Here is a 22,463-nt window from a genome sequence, read left to right as displayed (position 1 = left end):
TTTATGGCGTAGAACTAGATACCTGTAATAACTTCCCGTTATAGAAACGCTGACCAGTTTCAGAAAATTCTTTGATATATTCTGCCATTTCGAAAGCAGAATTTGGAGCTTCCAATCCAGGAAAAGCTTCTTCAAGCATTTCGGTTTGAACAGCTCCCAAAGCTAAAACATTAAATGAAGGCCCATTTTCCTTATATTCTTCAGCAAGTAACTCTGTGAGTGTAATGACAGCTGCTTTACTAGAACTGTAGGCAGCAAGACCTGGAAACTTCATACTTCCCTGAACACCTCCCATGCTACTTATCGTCACCACATGAGAAGAGCTCGTCATCAAGGGTAGTAACTTATGCGTTAAATCAAAAACAGAGAAAACGTTGGTTTCGTAAACGCTTCTTACATCATCCAGATTTGTATCCTTAAAGTCTTGTTTTAAAAATTGGCCTGCGTTATTGATTAAAATATCAACGGAATCGACCTGCTCATCAATTTTTTGAGCTATTGCTGAAACATTTTTAGAGTCGTTTAGATCACAGGAAAATGAAAAAACCTTATCCAGCTTCAGAAGCTTCACTGGCTCATCATTTCTCGATAACGCAAATACAGTATGGCCCTGGGCAGCAAAAAGCTTTACTAGCTCATAACCAATACCGCGGCTCGTTCCTGTGATAACAATAGTTTTTGGCATTAATTTAAATTTACAGTGGTTTCAGTTGAATTGATCAATTGTAATACGCCTGGTTTCAAGTCGTCGACTAGTTTTACATAAGCTTCAACATCTAGCTCTTCGTATTCATCTTTAACATGATGGTAATAGTCATAATTTGTAAAATCGAACGTACAGATGGTATGAGATGGTACGTTAAAAACTTCAAAGAAAGGGTAGTTATCACTTCTTTTGAAGAGTCCATATTGGGCAGCCTGGGGCAAAAAGCCTAAAAACTCTTCTTCATCTTCATAAAACCCATTAAAAACTTCGGCGAGGTTGGACATTTCATAGCCCGTAACGTATGCACGGTAATCTTTCCCTTGCATTTGAACGCCTAACATTTCAATATTAAAAACAACATAAGGTTCAACTTCCATGTCTTTCATCTTATTAGCAAGGTGCTTCGATCCTACAAGCCCTTTTTCTTCAGCTGAAAATAAAGCAAAAATGACATCTCTTTTGAGCTCTTTGTCTGAAAGAAATTTAGCTAACTCCAGGACTGCAACAGTACCAGAAGCATTATCATTGGCTCCATTAGCAATACTATCGTTTTCTATAGCTTCAATATGGCCTATGTGGTCAAAATGCGCACCAATCACTAGGGGTTTTAAGTCATTTTTCTCTTTTGATTTAAGAACACCAACTACATTGTAACCATCTACTTGTTTTAACTTGAAAGAATCCCTGTATGTTTCAAAGTAAGGTTCAATATCAAACTTTTCAAAAGATTTTTCGATATAAATTGCTGCCTTCTCAATACCTTCAGAGCCGGTATCTCTTCCACTTAACTCATCTGACGACAAATACTTAAGTGCAGATTTTGCAGAGTAATCGAACTCTGTAGTCTCTGAGTCTTTGGTAATTTCTTTTTTTTGTTCCTGTTGTGAATTTTTACAAGAAAAGGCTAAAAGTGAACCTATGCAGAGGGTTACGATAATTTTTTTCATGAAGTGAATATATAAAAAACTGCCTTTATAGACATCTTAATGGTCTAAAAAGGCAGCTGTTTGTTTAATTATACCTAAGCTTATGCAAGCATAGTTACTGGATTTTCCAAATAGGTTTTAAGCGTCTGAAGGAATTTCGCTCCAGTTGCACCATCTACTGTTCTATGATCACATGCCAGAGTCAATGTCATTGTATGGCCAACAACAATTTCTCCCTTCTTCACTACTGGCTTTTCTACAATTGTTCCAACAGAAAGAATAGCAGAATTTGGCTGGTTGATAATGCTTGTAAATTCTGTAATACCAAACATTCCTAAATTGGAAACTGTGAAAGTACTGCCTTCCATTTCGTTAGGCTGTAGTTTTTTGTTTTTCGCTTTTCCAGCTAAACTTTTCACGTTATTTCCAATTTGAGTCAAGCTTTGCTGATCTGCAAATTCCAAAACAGGAACCAAAAGTCCCTCATCTACGGCTACTGCGACACCTACATGAATATGCTTTGCAATTTTTGTAGCGTCGCCATTCCAGGATGAATTCACCTGTGGATGTTTTCGCAATGCCATTGCAGAAGCTTTGATTACAAGATCGTTAAAAGACACTTTCACATCAGGCATCTCATTGATATGAGATCTGGAAGCCATTGCATTTTCCATATCTACCTCAACATTGAGGTAGTAATGAGGAGCAGAATTTTTAGATTCTAATAAACGTTTGGCAATGGTTTTTCTCATTTGAGAGTTTTTCACATCCTCAAATGATTCTTCTCCTGCCGGAGTATAAACTTCTGCTGCTGGTGCTGCTCCTTCTTTTTTAGGCGCCTCAGATTTCTCTTCAGAAGCTTGCTTTTGAGCTGGCTGTTCTGAAGGCTTGTAGTCTTCGACGTCTTTTTTCACAATACGACCATTGTCTCCGGAACCACTCACTTTTCTGAGATCAATTCCTTTATCTTCAGCTATTTTTTTGGCCAAAGGAGAAGCTAATATTCTTCCCTGATTGTCTGTATTATCTGCGTCTTCATCTCCAGACAGGTCTTTGGACTCTGCTTCTGAAGATGTAGAATTAGTTTCTTTTTCCTGGGAATCAGTATCTTTTGAGGCTTTCTCTTTGGATTCCTTTTTAGATTCTGATGAGGACCCTCCAGATTTCAGGGATTTGAGAACCTGATCTACATCGGTTCCATCTGGCCCTATGATGGCTAGAACATCGTCTACCGGAGCTGAACCTCCTTCCTCAATACCTATGTGAAGTAGTTTTCCAGAATAGAAGGATTCAAATTCCATCGTAGCTTTGTCGGTTTCGATTTCTGCTAAAATCTCACCCTCTTCCACATCATCACCAACAGATTTCAGCCATGTGGCTACAGTACCTTCCTCCATAGTGTCACTAAGTCTTGGCATTGTGACTACTTCAACGCCATCAGGAATACCGCCATTATCGTCATCAGACTCATCTTCATCTTCAGAAGAAGTATCATCAGATGATGTATCAGTATCTTTTTCATCTTTAGCTTCAGAAGATTCATCTTCATCAGAAGAATCACCTTGCTCAGCTTTCTTTATCAATTCATCAATGTCTTCACCTTCTTCACCAATGATAGCAAGGAGTGAATCTACTGGAGCACCATCACCTTCTTCAACGCCAATATGCAAAAGCACACCGTCGTAGAAAGATTCAAATTCCATGGTAGCTTTATCAGTTTCGATCTCCGCTAAAATATCTCCTTCTTCTACCTTGTCTCCTTTTTGTTTTAACCATTTTGCCACAACACCTTCTTCCATGGTGTCGCTCAATCTAGGCATATTTACTACTTCAGCCATCTAATTATAATTTGTGAGAAATGAAAGGATAATCTTCTTGCTCGTAAACAACATCATACATGACGCTTTTGTCTGGGAAATCAGATTCATCAGCGAATTTTTCACATTCGCTAACTTTATCTTTGACGCGTTTGTCAATTTTTTTGATGTCGTCTTCAGAGGCGTATTTCTTATCTAATAATGTTTTCTTCACCTGAGAAATAGGATCAATTTTTTGATACTCTTCTACTTCGTCTTTGGTTCTGTATTTTTGAGCATCACTCATAGAGTGACCTCTATATCTGTAGGTTTTAAGGTCCAAAAAGGTAGGACCTTTACCAGCTCTAGCTCTTGTAATCGCCTCGTCCAGGGCTTCAGCCACCTTGGTAGGATTCATAGCATCTACAGGGCCACATGGCATCTCGTAACCAAGACCAAGTCTCCAAATATCTTCGTGACTCGATGTTCTCTTCACCGAGGTTCCCATCGCGTAGCCGTTGTTTTCTACACAGAATACTACTGGTAAGTTCCAGTTGGTTGCCATGTTCAAGGTTTCATGAAGCGAACCTTGTCTGGCTGCACCATCTCCTAAGAAACAAAGTGTAACCGCATTGTTGTTGAAATATTTATCGGCAAAAGCCAAGCCAGCACCAAGAGGAATTTGCCCCCCTACAATACCGTGCCCTCCAAAAAATCTATGTTCTTTTGAAAAGATGTGCATCGACCCTCCAAGACCCTGAGAAGTACCAGTCTTTTTACCGTAAAGTTCGGCCATAACGCGTTTTGGATCTACACCCATTCCTATGGGCTGCACATGGTTTCTATACGCTGTGATCATTTTATCCTTCTCCAGATCCATCACATGTAAAGCTCCTGCTAAAATCGCCTCCTGACCGTTGTATAAATGCAAGAAACCTCTTACTTTTTGTTGAATGTAAACTTGAGCTAACTTATCTTCAAACTTTCTCCAAAACAGCATGTCCTCATACCATTTCAAATAAGTTTTTTTTGTTATTTTTTTCATGTACAGCTTTATTTTGTTGCCTTTGTTAAAAGTATAGAATTACAAAAGTAATACTTTATGTAAGAATTGAAAATACTTTAGCGAGTATTAACTTTAAAGAAACTTATTGTCAAAGGCTAAGGGTAAAATATCCAGCAATGCCTTCACGTGAATCACTTTACCACTTGTACCAGTAAAGTAAATATGTATTGGCTGGTCTTGTTTTTGCTCATACTCCGCAATAGCTTGACGGCAAGCTCCGCATGGAGCGATAGGTTCGAGAACATCATGTTTTTCTGATGTTGCTGTTATGGCTATAGCTTTAATTTTCTGATTTGGATAATTGGCTCCAGCAGCATAAATCGCTGTGCGCTCAGCACAAAGGCCAGATGGATAGGATGCATTTTCCTGATTGCTACCCTTTACTATGGAACCATTTTCTAAAACGAGAGCAGCACCTACTTTAAATTTTGAATAGGGAGCGTAAGCCCTATCTCTTGCTTCAACTGCATTTTGCATCAGACTTTGAATATCATCTGGTAATTCTGAAATAGAATCAAAAACCTGTATAGTTGTATTTATGTGCTTTTCTATCATGATTTGCTTTTCTTGAAGACAAAAAAAGTATCAATTAAATTGATACTTTTAGCAATGTCGTGTCACAAATATAAAGTTAATATTCTATATAGGCATTGTCTCCAATATTAAAGGTCAGTCCAAATCTCAAAGTACCTTCCAATGGATTTTGAACTGTAGATGTTGAAAACAGGTACGAAGCATCTATATTGATTGTAGAATACTTAAAGCCCACACCCATAGTTACAAATTTTCTAAAACCCTTTTGCTCTGATTCGTTAAAATAACCTAATCTCACAGCAAAACTATCCTCAAACCAATATTCTGCCCCTAAAGCCCAGGTGATTTCTTTTAACTCTTCTGAAAATCCATCTGGCGCATCACCCCAGGATGAAAAGATAGCCCCAAATTCATTTTCCCTTCTATAATCCAAAAGTCTCTGTTGACTTTCAGGAGTAATCTGTCCCTGTTCATTTCTTTCAACACTTGGCGGAGTAGGAACTAGTAATTTATTCACTTCCAGGTGAACTCCTATAGTATTGGATGCATCTAGTATAAAGTCGAAGCCTGCACCTGCTTTAAAATTGGTAGGTAAGAAGTTCTCATCACCTGCGTCATCATATTTGATTTTTGGACCTATGTTGCTAATCGCCAAGCCTCCTCTCCAGCGACCGTTGAAGTCTTTGTAGAATTTTTCTTCACTTCTATAGAACATTGAGATATCGGCACCAAAACTACTTGCTGCAGAAGCGTCTGCAATTCCTGTAGGAAATCTTAAATTAGAATTTATAAACCGACCAGTGACCGCCATAGAGAACTGTTCGCTCAATCTTAAGGAATAACTTAAATCTACTGCAAACTCATTTGGCTCTACCTCTCTTGCAACTTGCTCAGGTGTATCTCTAAATTCTACCCCACCAAGGCCAAAATATCTAATGCTAGCTGCGAAGGCACTACGCTCGTTAATCCTATTAAAATAAGACAAGTTTGCTAAGTTAATATCACTTACCAATTCCCTTAAATATGGTGTGTAAGACAAGCCTATTCCTGTTTTTGTTTCAGAAAAGGCATATTTAGCTGCATTCCATTGTTGTGAGAAAGCATCTACAGGAGTGGCCACTCCCTGATCTCCCATACCTGAAGATCTTGCATCTGCAGCAATAAGCAAAAAAGGAACTCCAGTAGTAATAACTCGGCGATCATCCTGGGAGTAGGATACTTTTGAGGCGAAAAAAAAGGCTAGAAGAAAAAGTGGGACAGATTTCATATTAAAATTTATATTAGCAAATATATAATAATTAAAGAATGACAAGTTTTTCATATTTTTCTACTTTATGATTGGTTAATGTTGATTTTACAGTAAGCTTATAGACGTAGACTCCTTTTCCAATTTTATCTCCAAAATCATCTCTTCCATTCCAACTCATATCTCTGAACAAAAATCCATTGGTGTTGGCAATTTGATTTTGTGTCCAAACCAGTTTTCCGGTGACCGTGAACACCTGAACCATAACTTCCAGTGGTTCAAAAGGACGGTTGTGATTGAACCAAAATTCAGTGTAATCTATAAATGGATTTGGATAATTGAGCACCTGTGTAATTTTGAGTTCATCATTACCGGCAACAACAAACATAATTTCCTGAGTTTGAGAATTATTATAAACATCCCACGCCTTCAATGTTAAGGTATGCTCGCCATCTTCGAGATCTCTCAATCTGTAATACACTTTCCCTTTGGTAAAATCGTCACGCTCCGCCTCATAATATTCATTCAAAATTATTGGGTTAGCCTCATCTCCATCTAGAATAGCTACAATATCGTGACCAATGCCACCTGCAGTATTTATACCATTCTCATCTTCGAGCAAAGCTAAAATAAATGGCTGATTATCAGTAATGCCACCATTCACAAAATTTTCATCATTCATGTAGAGGTTTATCAACGGACCTTCATTGTCTTCAGGAGCATTTTCATTCAATCCACCAATAGAAAGGTCTGTATTGAATCCACTGTACTCTTCCAGCTGGTTGTCTCTGGAAGTATAGAAACTTACTCTACCCTTGTCAACAGGAAGTCTTGTATCTCTTGGCAAAACAAATTCAAATTCAAATTCTCCATTTGCAACACTTGCCTGCCCTCTGAAAAGATTCTCTCCTAAAGTTGTAAAGTCCATGATAGCCAATTGTCCATTGACTCGGGTTCCATCATTACCAAGTGTTTGTCTTTCAATTGGTTTATCAAAAATAACTGCAGATAAGTCTCCATTATAATTTTGTAAACGCTGATTACTCTCATCTACTATCTGACCCTTGAAGGTATATCTCCCTAGAGCCTGCAAGGTATCTGTAAACTGGGAAAGCGGTTGATCATTGATACTCGTCAACTGAACTCTGGGTTTTGGCAGAGGAAGTCTGGCTGCAGGATCACCAATAAAGAAGACGATGCGCTTACCATTTCCAGAAAGATTTCGTTTAGCTCTAGCAACCGACTGAGCAATGGTTTCCTCGTTATTTACAAAATCGAAGAGAAAAGGAGCAAAGGCTTCATTGAAGTCTACCCCCGCAGTTACACTTATGGCACGAGTGGTAGTGACCAAAGAAGAGGCACCACCGTTTTCATTCCAAAAAGTAAGCTCCCCACCTGTTAACCGCAAAGGATTATCAAATTTTGTAAATTCACAGGTCACCGTTACAAAACAATTGTACCTGGCAGGGTTTCTCCAATTTTGCACATTGGTTTGAGTAACTATACGTTCCTGAGCCAATCCATCCTCACCTCCATGACCAAAATAATTGACAACAACTGCCCCAACTTCTATGGCATCGGTTATGGCTTTATTTACATCCGGATAACGATCTCCCCCTGCTCCTGCTATTTGCTGAAACGCATCAGAATGAATTTTTTTGACATTGACTGTTGGTTTATTTTCAGAAATGTTATCTCCTAAATTATCTAAACGTAATTGATTATTAAAATCACTGGCATTTTCAGCATCATCAGAAATTAAAACAAAATTATTTCTCCACTGGGAATAGGATTCTCGCTGTTCTGAATCTATAATTTTATCAACCATCGCATTTGCTCGCTGTGGGCTGTCAGCCAGAATTCTTCCCACAGCAAAATCCATAAGACCTCCAGTCGCTAAGTTTCCCTCTCCAGGGTCCATCATCGTAAAAAAGTCATCAGACATAAACGAAGATACCGTAGTAGAAAAACTCCCTAAACTTTGATACGTCGGCACTATATTGCTGTTGCCCTGCAATCTGTTTTTGTAATCTACTGATGCATCTCCTACTATACCTAAAAACTTAATCCTGTTTTCTGGTGAAGAAGCGTTGTCATATATGTATTTGAGCAGGTTCCTAATCGCACCAATATCTTGTTTTCCCGAATTGAATTCTTCGTAAATATCTTCAACAGCCAGAACTTTTACGACCAGACCATCATTATCCCTCCTGTACTGAGCCAAACGATTGGCTGCGGATAAAAAACCGGACTGAGTAACAATCAAATAGTCTAAATCCTGAAACTGACCTTGTGCATTTGTCAAAACACTTCCTTTGATATTTTGTCTAGAGACCTGGACGTTACCAGGTTCAATTCTCGGCTGTAAAAAGGAAGAAGTAACAGCCTGAAACTCCCGTTCAGAACCCAAGGCACTTTTGAAGGAAAAGACGGAAGCTTGATCCTGATTTGTCGTAAATGTTGGATGAATAGGATCCGTAATTTCCCACACCTGTAAAATTTCAGATGCATTTTGAATGAGATACTCACCAACTCCAGCCTGTGTGGCAGCATCATTGTTTTTGAATTTAAATTGCTCGTCATTTGCAATTAATTCTCGCCTTGCTTCTATAGATATAAAATCCAGAAAACCTCTTGCCCCAGGGTTTCCATTCTTATTGTAAGTCAGTTGAATGTTAACTTCATCAGAATCTGAATTTATTGTTGTATTTCTCGCCCCCGGTCGAGAAGGTGAATTAGCTCCAGTTCCCTGAATGTTAACAGGCTGACCTAGAGCCTGACCATTAACGAATATAGCAAAAGAGGAGCGTACAGGAGAAATCGCCCCTAGTCTTACATCAACTTGCAAAGGCTCACTTTGTACTAAATTTGGAAAATTGAACTCATAATTTCTTTCAGTTTCAATATCAAAACGGTCACCAAACCAGCGTCTTCCTACTAGCGACAAGCTCGTTTCATCAACTTCATAGAATTTATAATCATCAAACTCAGTTATGCTTGTAGTTGCAGCACCTGCAGGCTGGTTGAGGGCAGACATACGTTTACCTCCTCCTGAATCCACAGACATATAATAATAGGAGCGGTCTGCATATAGATTTAAATTGGTTTCATTCTCTTCACTCCACCCTTCAGTATTTGTAGCGTAAAATAGAATGTAATCACCCTGATTAAATACACCATCACCTCCATCAAAAACCTGAATAGCAAGCTCTGGAGGATCAAAATACAAATTATCCTGATTGCGAAGAGGAAGCATTCCACCTCCATGGCCGTATATTTTCAAATTACCAGAAGGAATGCTTGTCTCATTAAACCCAAGACTTCTTAAAAATGAAAAATCCATCCGATGTACACCAGTTTCTTCAACGTAAAATTTTGATAAGCTACCAGAATTGAATATAGAATTAGTCAATTCGGTACTACTTTTTCCAGTACTGGTATTTTGTCCAGCAGAAGTTTCTATGGGTGCATTTGAATTTACAACTTCAAAAGAAACTACTCGATGTAAAACGTTATTTTTGTAAAAGAATGGATTCATTTTTAGGATCAACTTCCTTTCATCCTGGTAATACTCTTCTGAAAATGAGTAGTCTAAAGTTTTAGGAATAGCATTAATTTTATCTCTAACATCAGACGTTACCCTCACAGACTGAATGTTTTGAAGTGTGAGATTGTTGGCGACATTATCAAATAAATGAGAGTAAGCAAGACTGCCAGAATTTTCATCATATTCAAAGTGTGCTGGATTTAACTCATTCAAATTAACATTAAATTGAGATTTTTCAGCAACTTTGTTGTCATTACCCCAATTTATATTAACTTTACCAACCTGAGCGTAAGTAATTACGTAAGTAAATAAAGATATAAAAAACAGTAAAATTTTCATGTTGAAATCTTGTAAAGTATAAGATATAACGCAAAGCGTACAATGATAGTATATAAATAATGAAATTGAAACGAGTTTCAAAAAATTAATTTCACTAGTAGAAAATATACTTGTTAATACAGCGTTAATCATTATATTGCGAACAAAATTTGGATTAAAATCGAAATTATGATTATGAAAAACTTCGTTAAATCATGCATGCTTGTTACCTTGGCAATCCTTGTGACAGGCTGTAATAATTCTAGAGATTACAAAAGTAATTCTAGAGCTACCGGTTGGGACTTAAGCGGTAGAGATGGAGGTGTAAGCTACAAAACAGACTACGAAGAACAGGAGCCTGGACCAGGACTTCTTTTTGTGGAAGGTGGAACATTTACGATGGGTAGAGTTCAAGATGATGTGATGCACGACTGGAATAACACACCCACACAGCAACATGTTCAGTCCTTCTATATTGATGAAACGGAAGTTACTAATGTGATGTATCTAGAGTACTTAGATTGGCTGAAACAAGTATTCCCTCCTTCGGAAGAACGTTACAAAAATATTTACACAGGTGCCTTACCTGACACTTTGGTATGGAGAAATCCATTAGGATTTAACGAAAACATGGTAAATAATTATTTAAGACACCCTGCTTTTCACAATTACCCTGTAGTTGGCGTTAATTGGATACAGGCAACTGAATTCAGTCAGTGGAGAACAGACCGTGTAAATGAAAAAAGGCTTTCAGATAAAGGCTATACTTCTAGAGATGCTTATAAAAACTCAACTGCTGAAAGTGTTTTTAGTACTGAAACCTATTTAAATTCACCTGACCAAGTTTATGGCGGTGATGAAGAGAAAACAAAAGGTGGACGAGAAAGTGATAGAAAAGCTAAAAATAACAATCCTGATGAAGAACCCAAGAATTTATACGTCCAAAGAAAAGATGGAGAGTTATTGCCAGCTTACAGACTTCCAACAGAAGCTGAGTGGGAATATGCTGCTCTTGGCCAAAGCTCTTTAAGAGATTATAACTCCTATAGAGGTAGAAAAAAATACCCGTGGGATGGACAATACACCAGATCTGGAGACAGAAAAACCATTGGTGATCAACGTGCTAACTTTAAGCAGGGACAAGGAGATTATGGAGGAATTGCAGGCTGGAGTGATGATGGTGCAGATATCACTTCCGAAGTAAAATCTTATGATCCCAATGATTATGGCTTATATGACATGGCCGGAAATGTATCGGAATGGGTGGCCGATGTTTACAGACCTAGAGTGGATAATGAGTACAATGATTTCAACTACTTTAGAGGTAACGTCTATACCAAAAATGCCATTACAGAAGAAGGTAAGGTAAAGGTGTTAACTGCAGACGAAGTTGTGTATGATACGTTAAGCAATGGGAAAATCGTAGCTAGAAATACTCCAGGTGAAATTGCTCAAGTATCTATCGGTGAAGAAGAAACCTATTTAAGAACTCAATTCTCAATAAGTGATAATATCAATTACAGAGATGGTGATAAATCTTCTTCAAGATATTACGAAAAACGAGGTAGCGATGGCAAAGAAGAGAATATGTATAATTCGCCAGACAATAATGTTACATTAAAAGATGGGCAGATAGACAGGCGATATGACGGCTCTTCCAGCAGAACTACACTTATCGATGACAACGTAAGAGTTTATAAAGGTGGATCTTGGAGAGACAGAGAATACTGGCTGGATCCAGCTCAAAGACGTTACTTCCCACAAGATATGGCTACAGATGATATTGGCTTCAGAAATGCTATGTCTAAAGTTGGTTCAAAATCAAATAAAGGACGACGAACAAGAAATTAAAATAAAAGGTATCCACTGATTAAAAAAGCTCTAATTTCGTATTAGAGCTTTTTTAATTTTAGACCTATGACAGATCTACCTCTTTTATATTCAAAATTTTTAGAAAGCAGTGGCATATGCACAGACACTAGAAACCTGAAACCTAATGCCCTGTTTTTTGCTTTAAAAGGTGATAATTTTGATGGTAATGCCTATGCAGACCAGGCTATTGAAAAAGGTGCACTTCTGGCTGTAATCGATGATCAGGATCAAGAAGGAGAATCAAAACTGATTGTTCAGGATGTGTTACAAACCTTACAGGATTTAGCGAATTTCCACCGCAATCAGATTGAAATCCCAATCATTGCCATAACAGGAAGTAATGGGAAAACAACTACCAAAAAATTAATACATGAAGTTCTTGCCAAAGAATTTAAAGTAAAAGCCACTGTTGGAAACTTAAATAATCATATAGGTGTACCCCTTACCTTATTATCCTTTACAGCAGAGCTGGATATTGGTATTGTAGAAATGGGTGCCAATCATCAAAAAGAAATTGAAGCACTCTGCCAAATTGCAGAACCCAATTATGGGCTGATAACCAATTTTGGAAAAGCACACCTTGAAGGCTTTGGAGGCATTGAAGGTGTCATCAAAGGGAAGTCGGAGTTATACGATTACCTTATCAATAATGATGGGCTGATTTTCTTCAATCGTGATGATACACTTCAGGTTGAAAAAGCCATACAGCATAAAAATTACAGCATAGGAGAAAAATCATTATCAGACTGTCAGGTCGTCTTCAAGACAGCTCAGCCCTATGTTACAGTTGAATATGCTAATATCAACATACATAGCCGTCTTATAGGAAGTTACAATTTCAAAAATATTTCAGCAGCTATTGGTGTTGGAAGGTATTTTGGAGTTGATAAAGAAGATATAAAAGATGCCATAGAAAAATTTGAGCCTGAAGAGATGAGATCTCAAATCATCGAGAAGAAAGGAAAAAAAATCTTACTCGATGCCTATAATGCAAACCCAACAAGCATGGCGGCTGCCTTGAGAAGTTTTAAGCAAATGACTACTGAGGAAAAAACTGTGATTATAGGTGATATGTTTGAAGTTGGTGCAGACTCTTTTAAAGAACACCAATTTATTCTTGAGATGTGCAAGGAATTAAATTTTGAAAGCATACTTGTATGCGGTGAGCATTTTCATAAAGCATCTTCAGACTTTGAGGGCCTTCATAGTTTTAAAACAACTGAAGAATTGAAGGATTTTATCACAAAAAACAGAACCCAAATCACTTCCAACTTACTTATAAAAGGATCTAGAGGCATGAAACTGGAAAGCATTTTGGATGTCCTCTAAGACGGAGATAAAAACACCTAAAGTTTCTTTTAAAGAAATCAATACCATTGCTATTCCAGCAATTGTAGCTGGTATAGCAGAGCCTCTTATATCTCTAAGCGATATAGCTATTATTGGTAATGTAGAAGTGAATGCAGTAGAGGCACTAGCAGCTGCAGGAATAGTAGGCTCTTTTTTATCCGCAATCATATGGATACTTGCACAAACCAAAACTGCGATATCAGCTTTAGTTTCACAGCACTTAGGATCTGGCAGGCTTAATGCTGTAAAAACACTGGTCCCACAAACGCTATTACTCAATTTTATATTGAGCTTAATCATATACTTTGTGACTGCTTTTTTTGCTGAACTTATCTTCAGCGCCTACAATGCCGAAGGACAAATACTAGAATATACCAAGAATTACTACAGAATAAGAGCTTTAGGTTATCCCTTTACCCTAGTGACGTTTGCAATTTTTGGCGTCTTTAGAGGGCTTCAGAATACATTATGGGCGATGAAATGCAGTCTGGCGGGAGGAGCAGTTAATATTGGACTTGACTTTCTTTTGGTATATGGAATAGATGGATTTATTCCTGCGATGCATCTGGAAGGTGCTGCCATAGCTAGTGTAATTGCCCAGGGGGTGATGCTGGGCATGGCCTTTTACTTCTTTATTAATAAAACTCCGTTTCACCTCAAATTGAGCTTTAATATAAATCCGAATTTAAAGCCGCTGATTTCTATGGCAGCCAATCTGTTCCTACGAACTTTAGCTTTGAACATAGCCATTTATCTGGCAAACTCTTACGCAACAGATTATGGAAAAAACTACATCGCTGCTCAAAGTATCCTGATGAACATTTGGCTCTTTTTCTCTTTTTTTATAGATGGCTACGCCAATGCAGGGAATGCAATCGGTGGAAAATTACTTGGCGCAAAGGCGTATACCAAGCTTTGGAATTTGAGCAAGGACATAAGTAAATATGCTGTTATCATTGCCCTTGGTTTGGCAGGAATCTGTGCTATATTTTACGATGAGATTGGATTAATTTTCAATAAAGACGAACAGGTACTGCTTTTGTTTTCATCCGTATTCTGGCTTGTGTTGATCATGCAGCCAGTTAATGCCATTGCCTTTATGTTTGATGGAATTTTCAAAGGCCTTGGAGAAGCTAAATACTTAAGAAATGTATTATTGGTAGCTACTTTCTTAGGCTTCTGGCCGACTCTGATCCTGTTTGACTATTTAGGCTTAAAATTATATGCCATTTGGATTGCTTTTTTTGTGTGGATGCTTATCAGAAGTCTGGCCCTTGTCATCAAGTTTAGAAGAAAATATCTATCACCTTCATAGCTGTTGGTTATTTTATTTTAAAAACAGTTTAACACAAACTTATTCCTAGCCTCCTCTTATTTCTACTACTTTTAAGGTATGGCAAATTATAGAAAAGGAATTGTTTTTAAAACCTATGAAGAGAACACTAGCTTATTTGATAAGCTTCTGGACATCTTTATGGAATTAATCACACATACCTCAGGAGATTTTGATGAAGCTATTGATTGGTTAAGAGAATTGGATAAAGCCTATGAAATTACGAATGAAGATTACACGATCGATGACTTTATTGAAGATTTAAAAAAGAAAGGATACATCCGGGAGGAAATCAAACCAGATGGAAATTCTGGTGTAAAAATCACCAATAAAACGGAGCAGGCCATTCGAAAACATGCTTTAGAACAAATCTTTGGCAAACTGAGAAGAAGTGGCTCCGGAAAACATAAGACTAAACACACCGGTATCGGTGAGGATAAAACCGGAGATTTGAGAGATTTTCAGTTTGGGGATGGATTTGACCAGGTGTCGATGACCGAGAGTTTTAAAAATGCTCAAATCAACCATGGTATTGATGAATTCCAAATGTCGGAAAAAGATTTGGTGGTCAACGATACTCACCATCAAACGCAGATGAGCACTGTATTGATGATTGACATCAGCCATAGTATGATTTTATATGGCGAAGATAGAATTACTCCAGCCAAAAAAGTGGCTATGGCTCTGGCAGAAATGATTACTACCAAATATGCTAAAGATACTTTGGATATTATTGTTTTTGGAAATGATTCCTGGCCAGTTAAAATTGGAGATTTACCCTACCTGCAAGTAGGGCCCTATCACACCAACACAGTTGCGGGACTGCAACTGGCTATGAAGATTTTGAGTAGGAAAAGAAATGCCAATAAGCAAATCTTTATGATAACAGATGGTAAACCAAGTTGCTTGAAGCTTCCAGACGGAAGTTACTATAAGAATAGTGCTGGTTTAGACGAGATGATCACGAAGAAATGTTACAACATGGCAGCCCAGGCTCGAAAGTTAAAAATCCCGATTACCACGTTTATGATAGCCTCCGATCCTTACTTACAAAAATTTGTGAGGGAGTTTACTAAATCTAATCAGGGAAGAGCCTACTTTTCAGGATTGAAAGGTCTTGGTGAAATGATTTTTGAAGATTACGAAAATAACAAACGAAAAAAATTATAACATGCAATTAACTGCACTCAAGACGCTTGGGGATTTAAAAAGCAATAACTATACATCCAGATCTATAAAAGACGAGTTGAGGGACAACTTGATTTTCAACTTAAAAAACAACAAATCTTCATTTGAAGGTATTTTTGGTTATGAACACACAGTCATTCCACAGTTGGAACAAGCCATTTTGTCTAGACACAACATCAATCTTTTAGGCTTAAGAGGCCAGGCTAAAACCAGAATTGCGCGTCAGCTTCTCAATTTACTGGATGAATACATCCCTGTAGTAGAAGGCTCAGAAATAAACGATGATCCGTTCCACCCCATTTCACTTTACGCCAAAGAACTTTTGGAAGAAAAGGGAGATGATACCCCAATAACCTGGCTTCATAGAAGTGAGCGATTTGCAGAAAAACTCGCCACTCCAGATGTGACCGTTGCAGATCTCATTGGCGATATCGACCCTATAAAGGCTGCAAATCTCAAACTGAGTTATGCCGATCAGCGGGTGATTCATTATGGGATGATTCCCAGAGCCAATCGTTGTATTTTTGTCATCAATGAACTTCCAGATTTACAAGCAAGAATTCAGGTGGCTTTATTCAATATACTTCAAGAAGGAGATGTACAGATAAGAGGTTTTAATTTAAGGCTGGCACTAGATTTACAATTTGTGTTCACTGCCAATCCTGAAGATTATACCAATCGTGGAAGTATTGTAACCCCTTTAAAGGATAGAATAGGCTCTCAAATTTTGACCCATTACCCTAAAGACATTGAAATTGCTAAGCAAATAACGAAACAGGAAGCTAAGCTGTCAAAATTTAAGCAGGATCATATTGTAGTTCCAGACTTAGCCAGAACTTTACTTGAACAAATTTCAATTGAAGCCAGGAAAAGTCACTATGTAGATGCAAAAAGTGGAGTAAGTGCAAGATTAAGCATCACCGCATTCGAAAACCTCATGAGTACCGCTGAGCGAAGAGCTCTGGTAAATGGCGATGATAAAACGTGCATAAGGTTAAGTGATTTTAATGGGATCATACCTGCCATAACTGGTAAGGTTGAGCTCGTTTATGAAGGTGAAGAAGAAGGAGCAGAATTTGTTGCACAACAACTTATAGAAGCTGCAGTGCTTAATCTGTATCCAAAATATTTCCCAGAAATAAAAAAATTGGAGAAACAAGATGAAGTTCAGTCATACGATGACATTTTAAAATGGTTTCTAGAAAATGATGATATTCAATTTTTTGAAGATGATTCCAATGCAGAGTATGAATCTGCTTTATCTAAAATAAAGCCGCTTGAGGAAATGCTCGAAAAGCATGTTTCGAATTATGAGGCAACTGAGAAATTCTTTTGGATGGAATTTATTTTATGGGGATTATCAGTTCATAAAAAATTAGACAGAAATCAAGTAGATACCCAGTTGAATTTTGGAGATTCTCTTGGTAATTTCATTAAAGGGCTATAATAGTTTTTTCAAAAAAGAGATATGCAACAAACCGTAACAAATCCAGAGAGTAGTGACAGCGAATCTTATAGCCCATTTGAATTCACTGAATTCATTCAAGACAATTGGTTTTACATTGTTTTACTCATTGTAGCCATTATTTTGGTTGTAAAATATTCTAAAACTTCGAAAGAGAAAAAAGAAGATTAGAATTTTAATTTAAAATTCTAAGATTTGTATTTTTATGAATCAAACCAAACCTAATAATTAGCCTTTTTAATAGAAGTTATCATTATGCAACAAAGTGAATTACCTAAACCAGAGAGTAGTAACAGCGAATCATATGCGCCAACAGAATTTTCTGAATTTTTTCAAGAGAATTGGATATATCTGGCCATTTTAGTTGTTATCATTTATATAGTTATAATGTATACCAAAATTTTGAAAGACAGAAAGAGAAATAAAGATGAATAAGTTATTTCATCAACCTATAATACTAAAAAAGACCGCTATGAAAAGCGGTCTTTTTTATGATAGACTATATATGCCTACTTGTCATTTTTTTACTTTTCTAATCCCTAGGTATCCACCAACAGCTAAGCCTAAAGCAATAAGTCCGTTGATAGGAGCCACTGGCTCATCACCAACGTCGTCATCGAAAGGTGGTAATCCTTGAGCTGATGCTTCTGTAGATATCAATACTATTACTAGTATGATTCCTATGATGATGTAATGTGTAGTAGTGTGAAGTTTCATATCCTTATTCTTTTATCAGTTTGAAGGTTTTCTCGCCTTGATTGGTTTTTAATTTTACCAGGTAGATGCCTGTAGTAGCATTGAAATCTGTCACCTCTATGGTAGACTGACCCTTTAAGCTACTTTTATACACCTGCTGACCTATCATGTTGTAGATCTCTAGCTCTGCTCCTTGCTCCAAGTCTCTGCCCGAGATGCTAAAGTTGCCTTGAGTTGGATTAGGATAAAGACTTAAGCTTGTTATAGTCTCCTCTGGTGTTGATAAACTCACAGGTTCAAAGACTAGAGCAAATCGATCTGAAGCCTTAGATTCTGGAATTGACTCATCTACTGTAAATGTGTAAGTGTTTGCTGATGAAGTGATTTCAGTGACCTCCTCCAAATACTTATCTTCAATATAAACTTTGGTATTTAAGTTATCGGTCAGGTCAAATTTCATCACATACGCTTCTCTTCTATACTGATTGATGAACAGTTCCAACTTCTCCTCAGACTCTGGAAATGGGCGTCTCTCAATAGCTGAATATATATTGCCTTCTATTCTGGCCAGGTTCTCATCCAGGTTACCAAGTTTGGGAGAGTCATCTTCAGTTGTTATACTGTATGATTTATCAAATTTGATTCGCAAACCGTCAGATGGGGTATTCCCTTCTTCATAAGATGCAGCATCAAACAACTGGATGTTGATATATTCTGACTCGGATAAAGATTTTACCTCTGTTTGGGTTTCCTCAACAGCCTTCATTGATTCTTCAAAAGTCAAAGAGGCTGAGCCGTCAGCTTGTGTTACAACAAAGGCCCCTTGCATAGGTTGCAAGTATTGATTGGCTGTTGAACTTGATAAACCTCCTATAGAAGTATCAAAAGAACTACTTCCATCTGAAGGATCTACAGTTACATAAGCACCTCTACCTCCTGGTGAGCCAGGAGTTGCAGCTCCTCCGAGTGTAGGATCCCAAACGTAATATTCTGTAGTTGATAGATTACTAGAACTTGTAAGCAATGCACCGATATCAACTTGGGCCTGGTATGGATTACCTATGAAATTAAAATTTCCGCCTGTAGTAGATAAATTAGTAAAGGTTTGGGTTCCTGTAGCCAGGTTTCCTGTTGCACTTAAGCGTGTAGCTGTTGGAGGCGATGAATTACTGGTAATATCTATACTTCTGTCTCCTCGTATCATAAGACGATAAGGGACTCCAGCGACCAGATCATTATCTAATGTAGATTGAACTCTATTCCAGGATGGATCTGTATTATTAAAAGTAAACATCGAAGCGTTTCCTGAAGGGCTATAATCAAAACCATCATCTCCATCCTGGCCTGTACCTGCATTAGCAGGACCTGGCTCTACTCCTGTGATATGGGTGCCGTAGCCAAGTCTAGGAATATCTAGGTAATCATCTGGATTATCCTGCCAGTTCTCTCGAATTGATGTACTCGTATTTACTGAAGAGGTTAAAAATCTAAAGGCTCTTCTGGCTGGATAACACTGCTCTACCGTAACCTCGCCTACAATGGCTCCTAGTACAGGGGCAACCTGAGCAGCCTTGCCTGTTCCAAAATCACAGCGTAAAGAAAGGTTTCCTCCTGTGTTTAATGTGCCTTGATCTACATATAAATTACCAAATAAATCAGACGGATCATTGAAAACGACAGATGTAGAATTATTAAGTCTTAAATTTTCAAATGATCCACCTCCAGAAATAGACTGCTGTGAAGACCCGTTTAAAACAACTTCGCCTTCGCCAGTAAATTGTCCACTGTTAGAGATGTCACCTTCAATATTAAAACTATTACCAATACCAATGTTAACATTAATGCCGCTAAAAATGCTTACATTATTTACAGTCTGGTTGGAAAGTAAATTAGGATCTGCAGCTATAATGACATTATCACCACTTGAAGGCTGAGTATTATTTAGCCAATTTGTATTGACTTCGTAATCGCCGTCGTTTACAAAAACAAAATCCGTTACATCATCAAGTCTATAGCGTATTATAATGATTCCTGAGCCTCCATTTCCAGCAACCCTGCTGTTGTTGCCGCCACCACCACCACTACCAGTGTTTACTTCACCATCAGTAGCATCGTTATTATTATTTGCACCATCGCCCCCAATACCAGATCCGCCTAAGCCTCTTGTTCTGCCTTGAGGACCTCCGGCACCACCACCAGCAGCGTAAAACCTATTAGTGCCATCTATATTGTTTTGTACACCGGCACCACCATTACCTCCAATCCCTGAAGTACCCGATGTACCGGCAAAACCAGCAGAACCTGCACCACCACCACCACCAGCACCAGATCCTGTAGAAGCATTTGGTGTAGAAGCACCGGGGTTACCTAGCCCGCCACTTGTTGAATCTGGTTGTAAACCGTCACCAAAAAGACCTGAATTTCTAGCACCACCACCAGAGCCTCCATTTCCACCTCTATTAGAACCATTCTCAGCTGTTATAGCACCACCACCTCCGCCTAAAGCGGTAAGATTAGCAAAATTAGAGTTTTGTCCATTTGAAGCAGTTCCTACTCCAGTTGAACTAGAACGCTTAATGCCACCGGCTCCAACTGTCACATCAATAGGAGAAACTAAGGAACTGATGTCAAAATTCTCTCTGTAAATGTAACCACCTGCACCTCCACCGCCACCAGCTCCGTTGGTAAAGGATGTGTTTTCTATGCCAGCACCTCCGCCACCTATAACCAGGACATCTATTTCACTGATACCATTTGGAGCTTCAAACGAACTGGAACCAGTGGTTGTAAATTTATGTACGACATAATCTACACCCTCAATATTTTCGACAAAAATATCATCGCCATTTTGAGATTGTACAACCCCAAAAATAAATACGGAAAAGAAAAAAGATAGAAACGTAATTTTGTTCATAACGATAGATTTTGTACAAATCTAAAGTCATAAAATAAAATTTCTTGTAGAATAAGTTCGAAATTAATAAATCTATTGAGTTAATAGATTATTAATCATTGCTTTACCACTTCACCATGCTTCATCACAAAAATGACATTTTCCAGAGTGGAAATGTTATTTAGAGGGTTAGCTTCAACGGCAATGATATCGGCTTTTTTTCCTTTTTTGATTGATCCATAGTAGTCATCAACTTTAAGCAATCTTGCTGAAACCAGTGTAGCTGACTGTATCGCTTCCATAGCTGGCATGCCTACTTCTACCATGTATCCAAACTCCTTGGCATTTTCGCCGTGTTTAAAGACTCCTGCATCTGTACCAAAAGCGATATTAACTCCTTTTTTATATGCTTTTTCGAAAGTGCTCTGAATTTTTGGACCGATGGCTTTGGCCTTTGGAACGACCAGCTCTGGATAATAGCCTTCAATTTCAGCAAGTTCGGCGACGCTTTTTCCAGCAGTGATGGTAGGTACATAATAAGTATCATATTCTTTCATCAGTTCCATAGTTTCCTCGGACATCATGGTCCCATGCTCAATCGTTTTTATACCTGCTCTTATAGCGCGCTGCATACCTTCATCACCGTGGGCGTGAGCAGCCGTAAGTATACCATAATCATTAGCAGTTTCTACAATAGCTTTCATTTCATCTTCAAAAAACTGAGGATTCTGACCGCTTTTAGCTACACTCAGCACGCCGCCAGTTGCCGTAATTTTAATAACATCAGATCCGTTTTTATAACGTTGTCTTACCGCTTCTCTTGCTTCAGCAGTCCCATTAATAACTCCCTGATCTGGTCCTGGACTCCCCATCAAATCGGCTTTATACCCATTAGTGGGATCCGCATGACCTCCAGTAGTGGCTATAGATTTTCCTGCTGAATAAATGGTTGGGCCTACCAACTGTCCTTTATTTATTGCATTTCGTAAACTAGTATTCACTCCACTACCCCCAAGATCCCTCACCGAGGTAAATCCTGCCATTAGTGTTGTTTTAGCATGACCCTGGGCTTCATAGGCTACATCCGCCTCGTTGAGTGTAAAAGGCTTTATGTAATTATCTTTTGAAGTTTCAGATTCTAAATGCACGTGCATATCAAAAAGGCCTGGAAGCACAGTTGATTCTCTCAAATCAATTAACTTTGAGTTCTGAGGTACCTCAACGAAACCGTTTTGAATATCAACTATGTAATCATTTTCAACAATGATGGTTTTTTCGGAAACTACTTTTCCTTTTTCAACGTCAACCAAGTTTCCGCAGTAGATAAAAGTTTGTTGAGCCGATAGTGTAAAACTTATGATTACTAAAATTAAAGTAAGAACTGATTTCATAAACGTAAAATTTTGACTAAAAATAGGAAAATTTATGAATGAAATTTACTTCGATAGAATTTATAATGGTTTTTAGATACTATTCATCGATTTCAAAATAATAGTGCACACCTGAATGCTTCAAAACAAAAAAGGC

16 protein-coding genes are annotated in these 22,463 nt (G+C 38.0%); 6 read left to right on the top strand and 10 right to left on the bottom strand.

The features are described from left to right. Window position 1: 1 nt before the first annotated feature. The 7 genes from LB454_RS10965 to porU form a co-directional block, all read right to left on the bottom strand. Window positions 2-685, bottom strand: coding sequence for an SDR family NAD(P)-dependent oxidoreductase (locus LB454_RS10965; protein WP_224464708.1), 684 nt, complete (start codon window positions 683-685; stop codon window positions 2-4). Beyond that, entirely contained in the window at window positions 685-1,653 is a 969-nt protein-coding gene (locus LB454_RS10960) for a M28 family metallopeptidase (protein ID WP_224464707.1), read from the bottom strand. Before LB454_RS10960 ends, LB454_RS10965 begins: the two co-directional genes overlap by 1 nt. Before the next feature lie 80 nt (window positions 1,654-1,733). After that, window positions 1,734-3,470 (bottom strand): pyruvate dehydrogenase complex dihydrolipoamide acetyltransferase, encoded by a 1,737-nt coding sequence (locus LB454_RS10955; protein WP_224464706.1) that lies wholly within the window; start codon window positions 3,468-3,470, stop codon window positions 1,734-1,736. Window positions 3,471-3,474: 4 nt separating this feature from the next. Further along, window positions 3,475-4,473 (bottom strand): pyruvate dehydrogenase (acetyl-transferring) E1 component subunit alpha, encoded by a 999-nt coding sequence (gene pdhA, locus LB454_RS10950; protein WP_224464705.1) that lies wholly within the window; start codon window positions 4,471-4,473, stop codon window positions 3,475-3,477. A 93-nt stretch (window positions 4,474-4,566) separates the two neighbouring features. Continuing rightward, a complete protein-coding gene (gene cdd / locus LB454_RS10945) occupies window positions 4,567-5,052 on the bottom strand; it encodes a cytidine deaminase (RefSeq protein WP_407692592.1) in 486 nt (161 codons plus the stop codon). A 73-nt stretch (window positions 5,053-5,125) separates the two neighbouring features. Beyond that, window positions 5,126-6,295, bottom strand: coding sequence for a type IX secretion system outer membrane channel protein PorV (gene porV, locus LB454_RS10940; protein WP_224464703.1), 1,170 nt, complete (start codon window positions 6,293-6,295; stop codon window positions 5,126-5,128). Window positions 6,296-6,326: 31 nt separating this feature from the next. Further along, window positions 6,327-10,160, bottom strand: a complete 3,834-nt coding sequence (gene porU, locus LB454_RS10935) for a type IX secretion system sortase PorU (protein WP_224464702.1) — start codon at window positions 10,158-10,160, stop codon at window positions 6,327-6,329. A 168-nt stretch (window positions 10,161-10,328) separates the two neighbouring features. Here porU and gldJ point away from each other — a divergent pair, with 168 nt between their 5' ends. The 6 genes from gldJ to LB454_RS10905 all read left to right on the top strand — a co-directional run bounded on the left by gldJ (window position 10,329) and on the right by LB454_RS10905 (window position 17,518). Beyond that, window positions 10,329-11,990: a gliding motility lipoprotein GldJ gene (gene gldJ, locus LB454_RS10930; protein WP_407692588.1), complete on the top strand. Its 1,662-nt coding sequence runs from the start codon at window positions 10,329-10,331 to the stop codon at window positions 11,988-11,990. A 66-nt stretch (window positions 11,991-12,056) separates the two neighbouring features. Then, on the top strand, window positions 12,057-13,340 hold the full coding sequence (locus tag LB454_RS10925) for a UDP-N-acetylmuramoyl-tripeptide--D-alanyl-D-alanine ligase (RefSeq protein WP_224464700.1): 1,284 nt from the start codon (window positions 12,057-12,059) through the stop codon (window positions 13,338-13,340). Beyond that, window positions 13,330-14,676, top strand: a complete 1,347-nt coding sequence (locus tag LB454_RS10920) for an MATE family efflux transporter (RefSeq protein ID WP_224464699.1) — start codon at window positions 13,330-13,332, stop codon at window positions 14,674-14,676. Before LB454_RS10925 ends, LB454_RS10920 begins: the two co-directional genes overlap by 11 nt. Window positions 14,677-14,754: 78 nt before the next feature. Then, the gene (locus LB454_RS10915; RefSeq protein ID WP_224464698.1) at window positions 14,755-15,864 is read left to right on the top strand and encodes a vWA domain-containing protein; all 1,110 of its coding nucleotides are present in this window, start codon (window positions 14,755-14,757) and stop codon (window positions 15,862-15,864) included. Between the two features lies 1 nt (window position 15,865). Continuing rightward, complete coding sequence (locus LB454_RS10910) at window positions 15,866-17,329, top strand: magnesium chelatase (protein ID WP_224464697.1); 1,464 nt, start codon at window positions 15,866-15,868, stop codon at window positions 17,327-17,329. A 21-nt stretch (window positions 17,330-17,350) separates the two neighbouring features. Continuing rightward, window positions 17,351-17,518, top strand: coding sequence for a hypothetical protein (locus LB454_RS10905; RefSeq protein ID WP_224464696.1), 168 nt, complete (start codon window positions 17,351-17,353; stop codon window positions 17,516-17,518). 345 nt (window positions 17,519-17,863) lie between these two features. Here the strand turns inward: LB454_RS10905 and LB454_RS10900 are convergent, their stop codons facing one another. The 3 genes from LB454_RS10900 to LB454_RS10890 all read right to left on the bottom strand — a co-directional run bounded on the left by LB454_RS10900 (window position 17,864) and on the right by LB454_RS10890 (window position 22,327). Continuing rightward, window positions 17,864-18,064 (bottom strand): hypothetical protein, encoded by a 201-nt coding sequence (locus LB454_RS10900; protein WP_224464695.1) that lies wholly within the window; start codon window positions 18,062-18,064, stop codon window positions 17,864-17,866. A 4-nt stretch (window positions 18,065-18,068) separates the two neighbouring features. Beyond that, window positions 18,069-20,957 (bottom strand): T9SS type A sorting domain-containing protein, encoded by a 2,889-nt coding sequence (locus tag LB454_RS10895; protein ID WP_224464694.1) that lies wholly within the window; start codon window positions 20,955-20,957, stop codon window positions 18,069-18,071. A gap of 95 nt (window positions 20,958-21,052) precedes the next feature. After that, on the bottom strand, window positions 21,053-22,327 hold the full coding sequence (locus LB454_RS10890; RefSeq protein WP_224464693.1) for a metal-dependent hydrolase family protein: 1,275 nt from the start codon (window positions 22,325-22,327) through the stop codon (window positions 21,053-21,055). Between the last annotated feature and the right edge of the window lie 136 nt (window positions 22,328-22,463).

It is taken from the genome of Psychroflexus montanilacus, from assembly GCF_020164535.1.
Lineage (GTDB): Bacteria > Bacteroidota > Bacteroidia > Flavobacteriales > Flavobacteriaceae > Psychroflexus > Psychroflexus montanilacus.
This window is presented reverse-complemented; position numbering and strand designations above follow the sequence as displayed.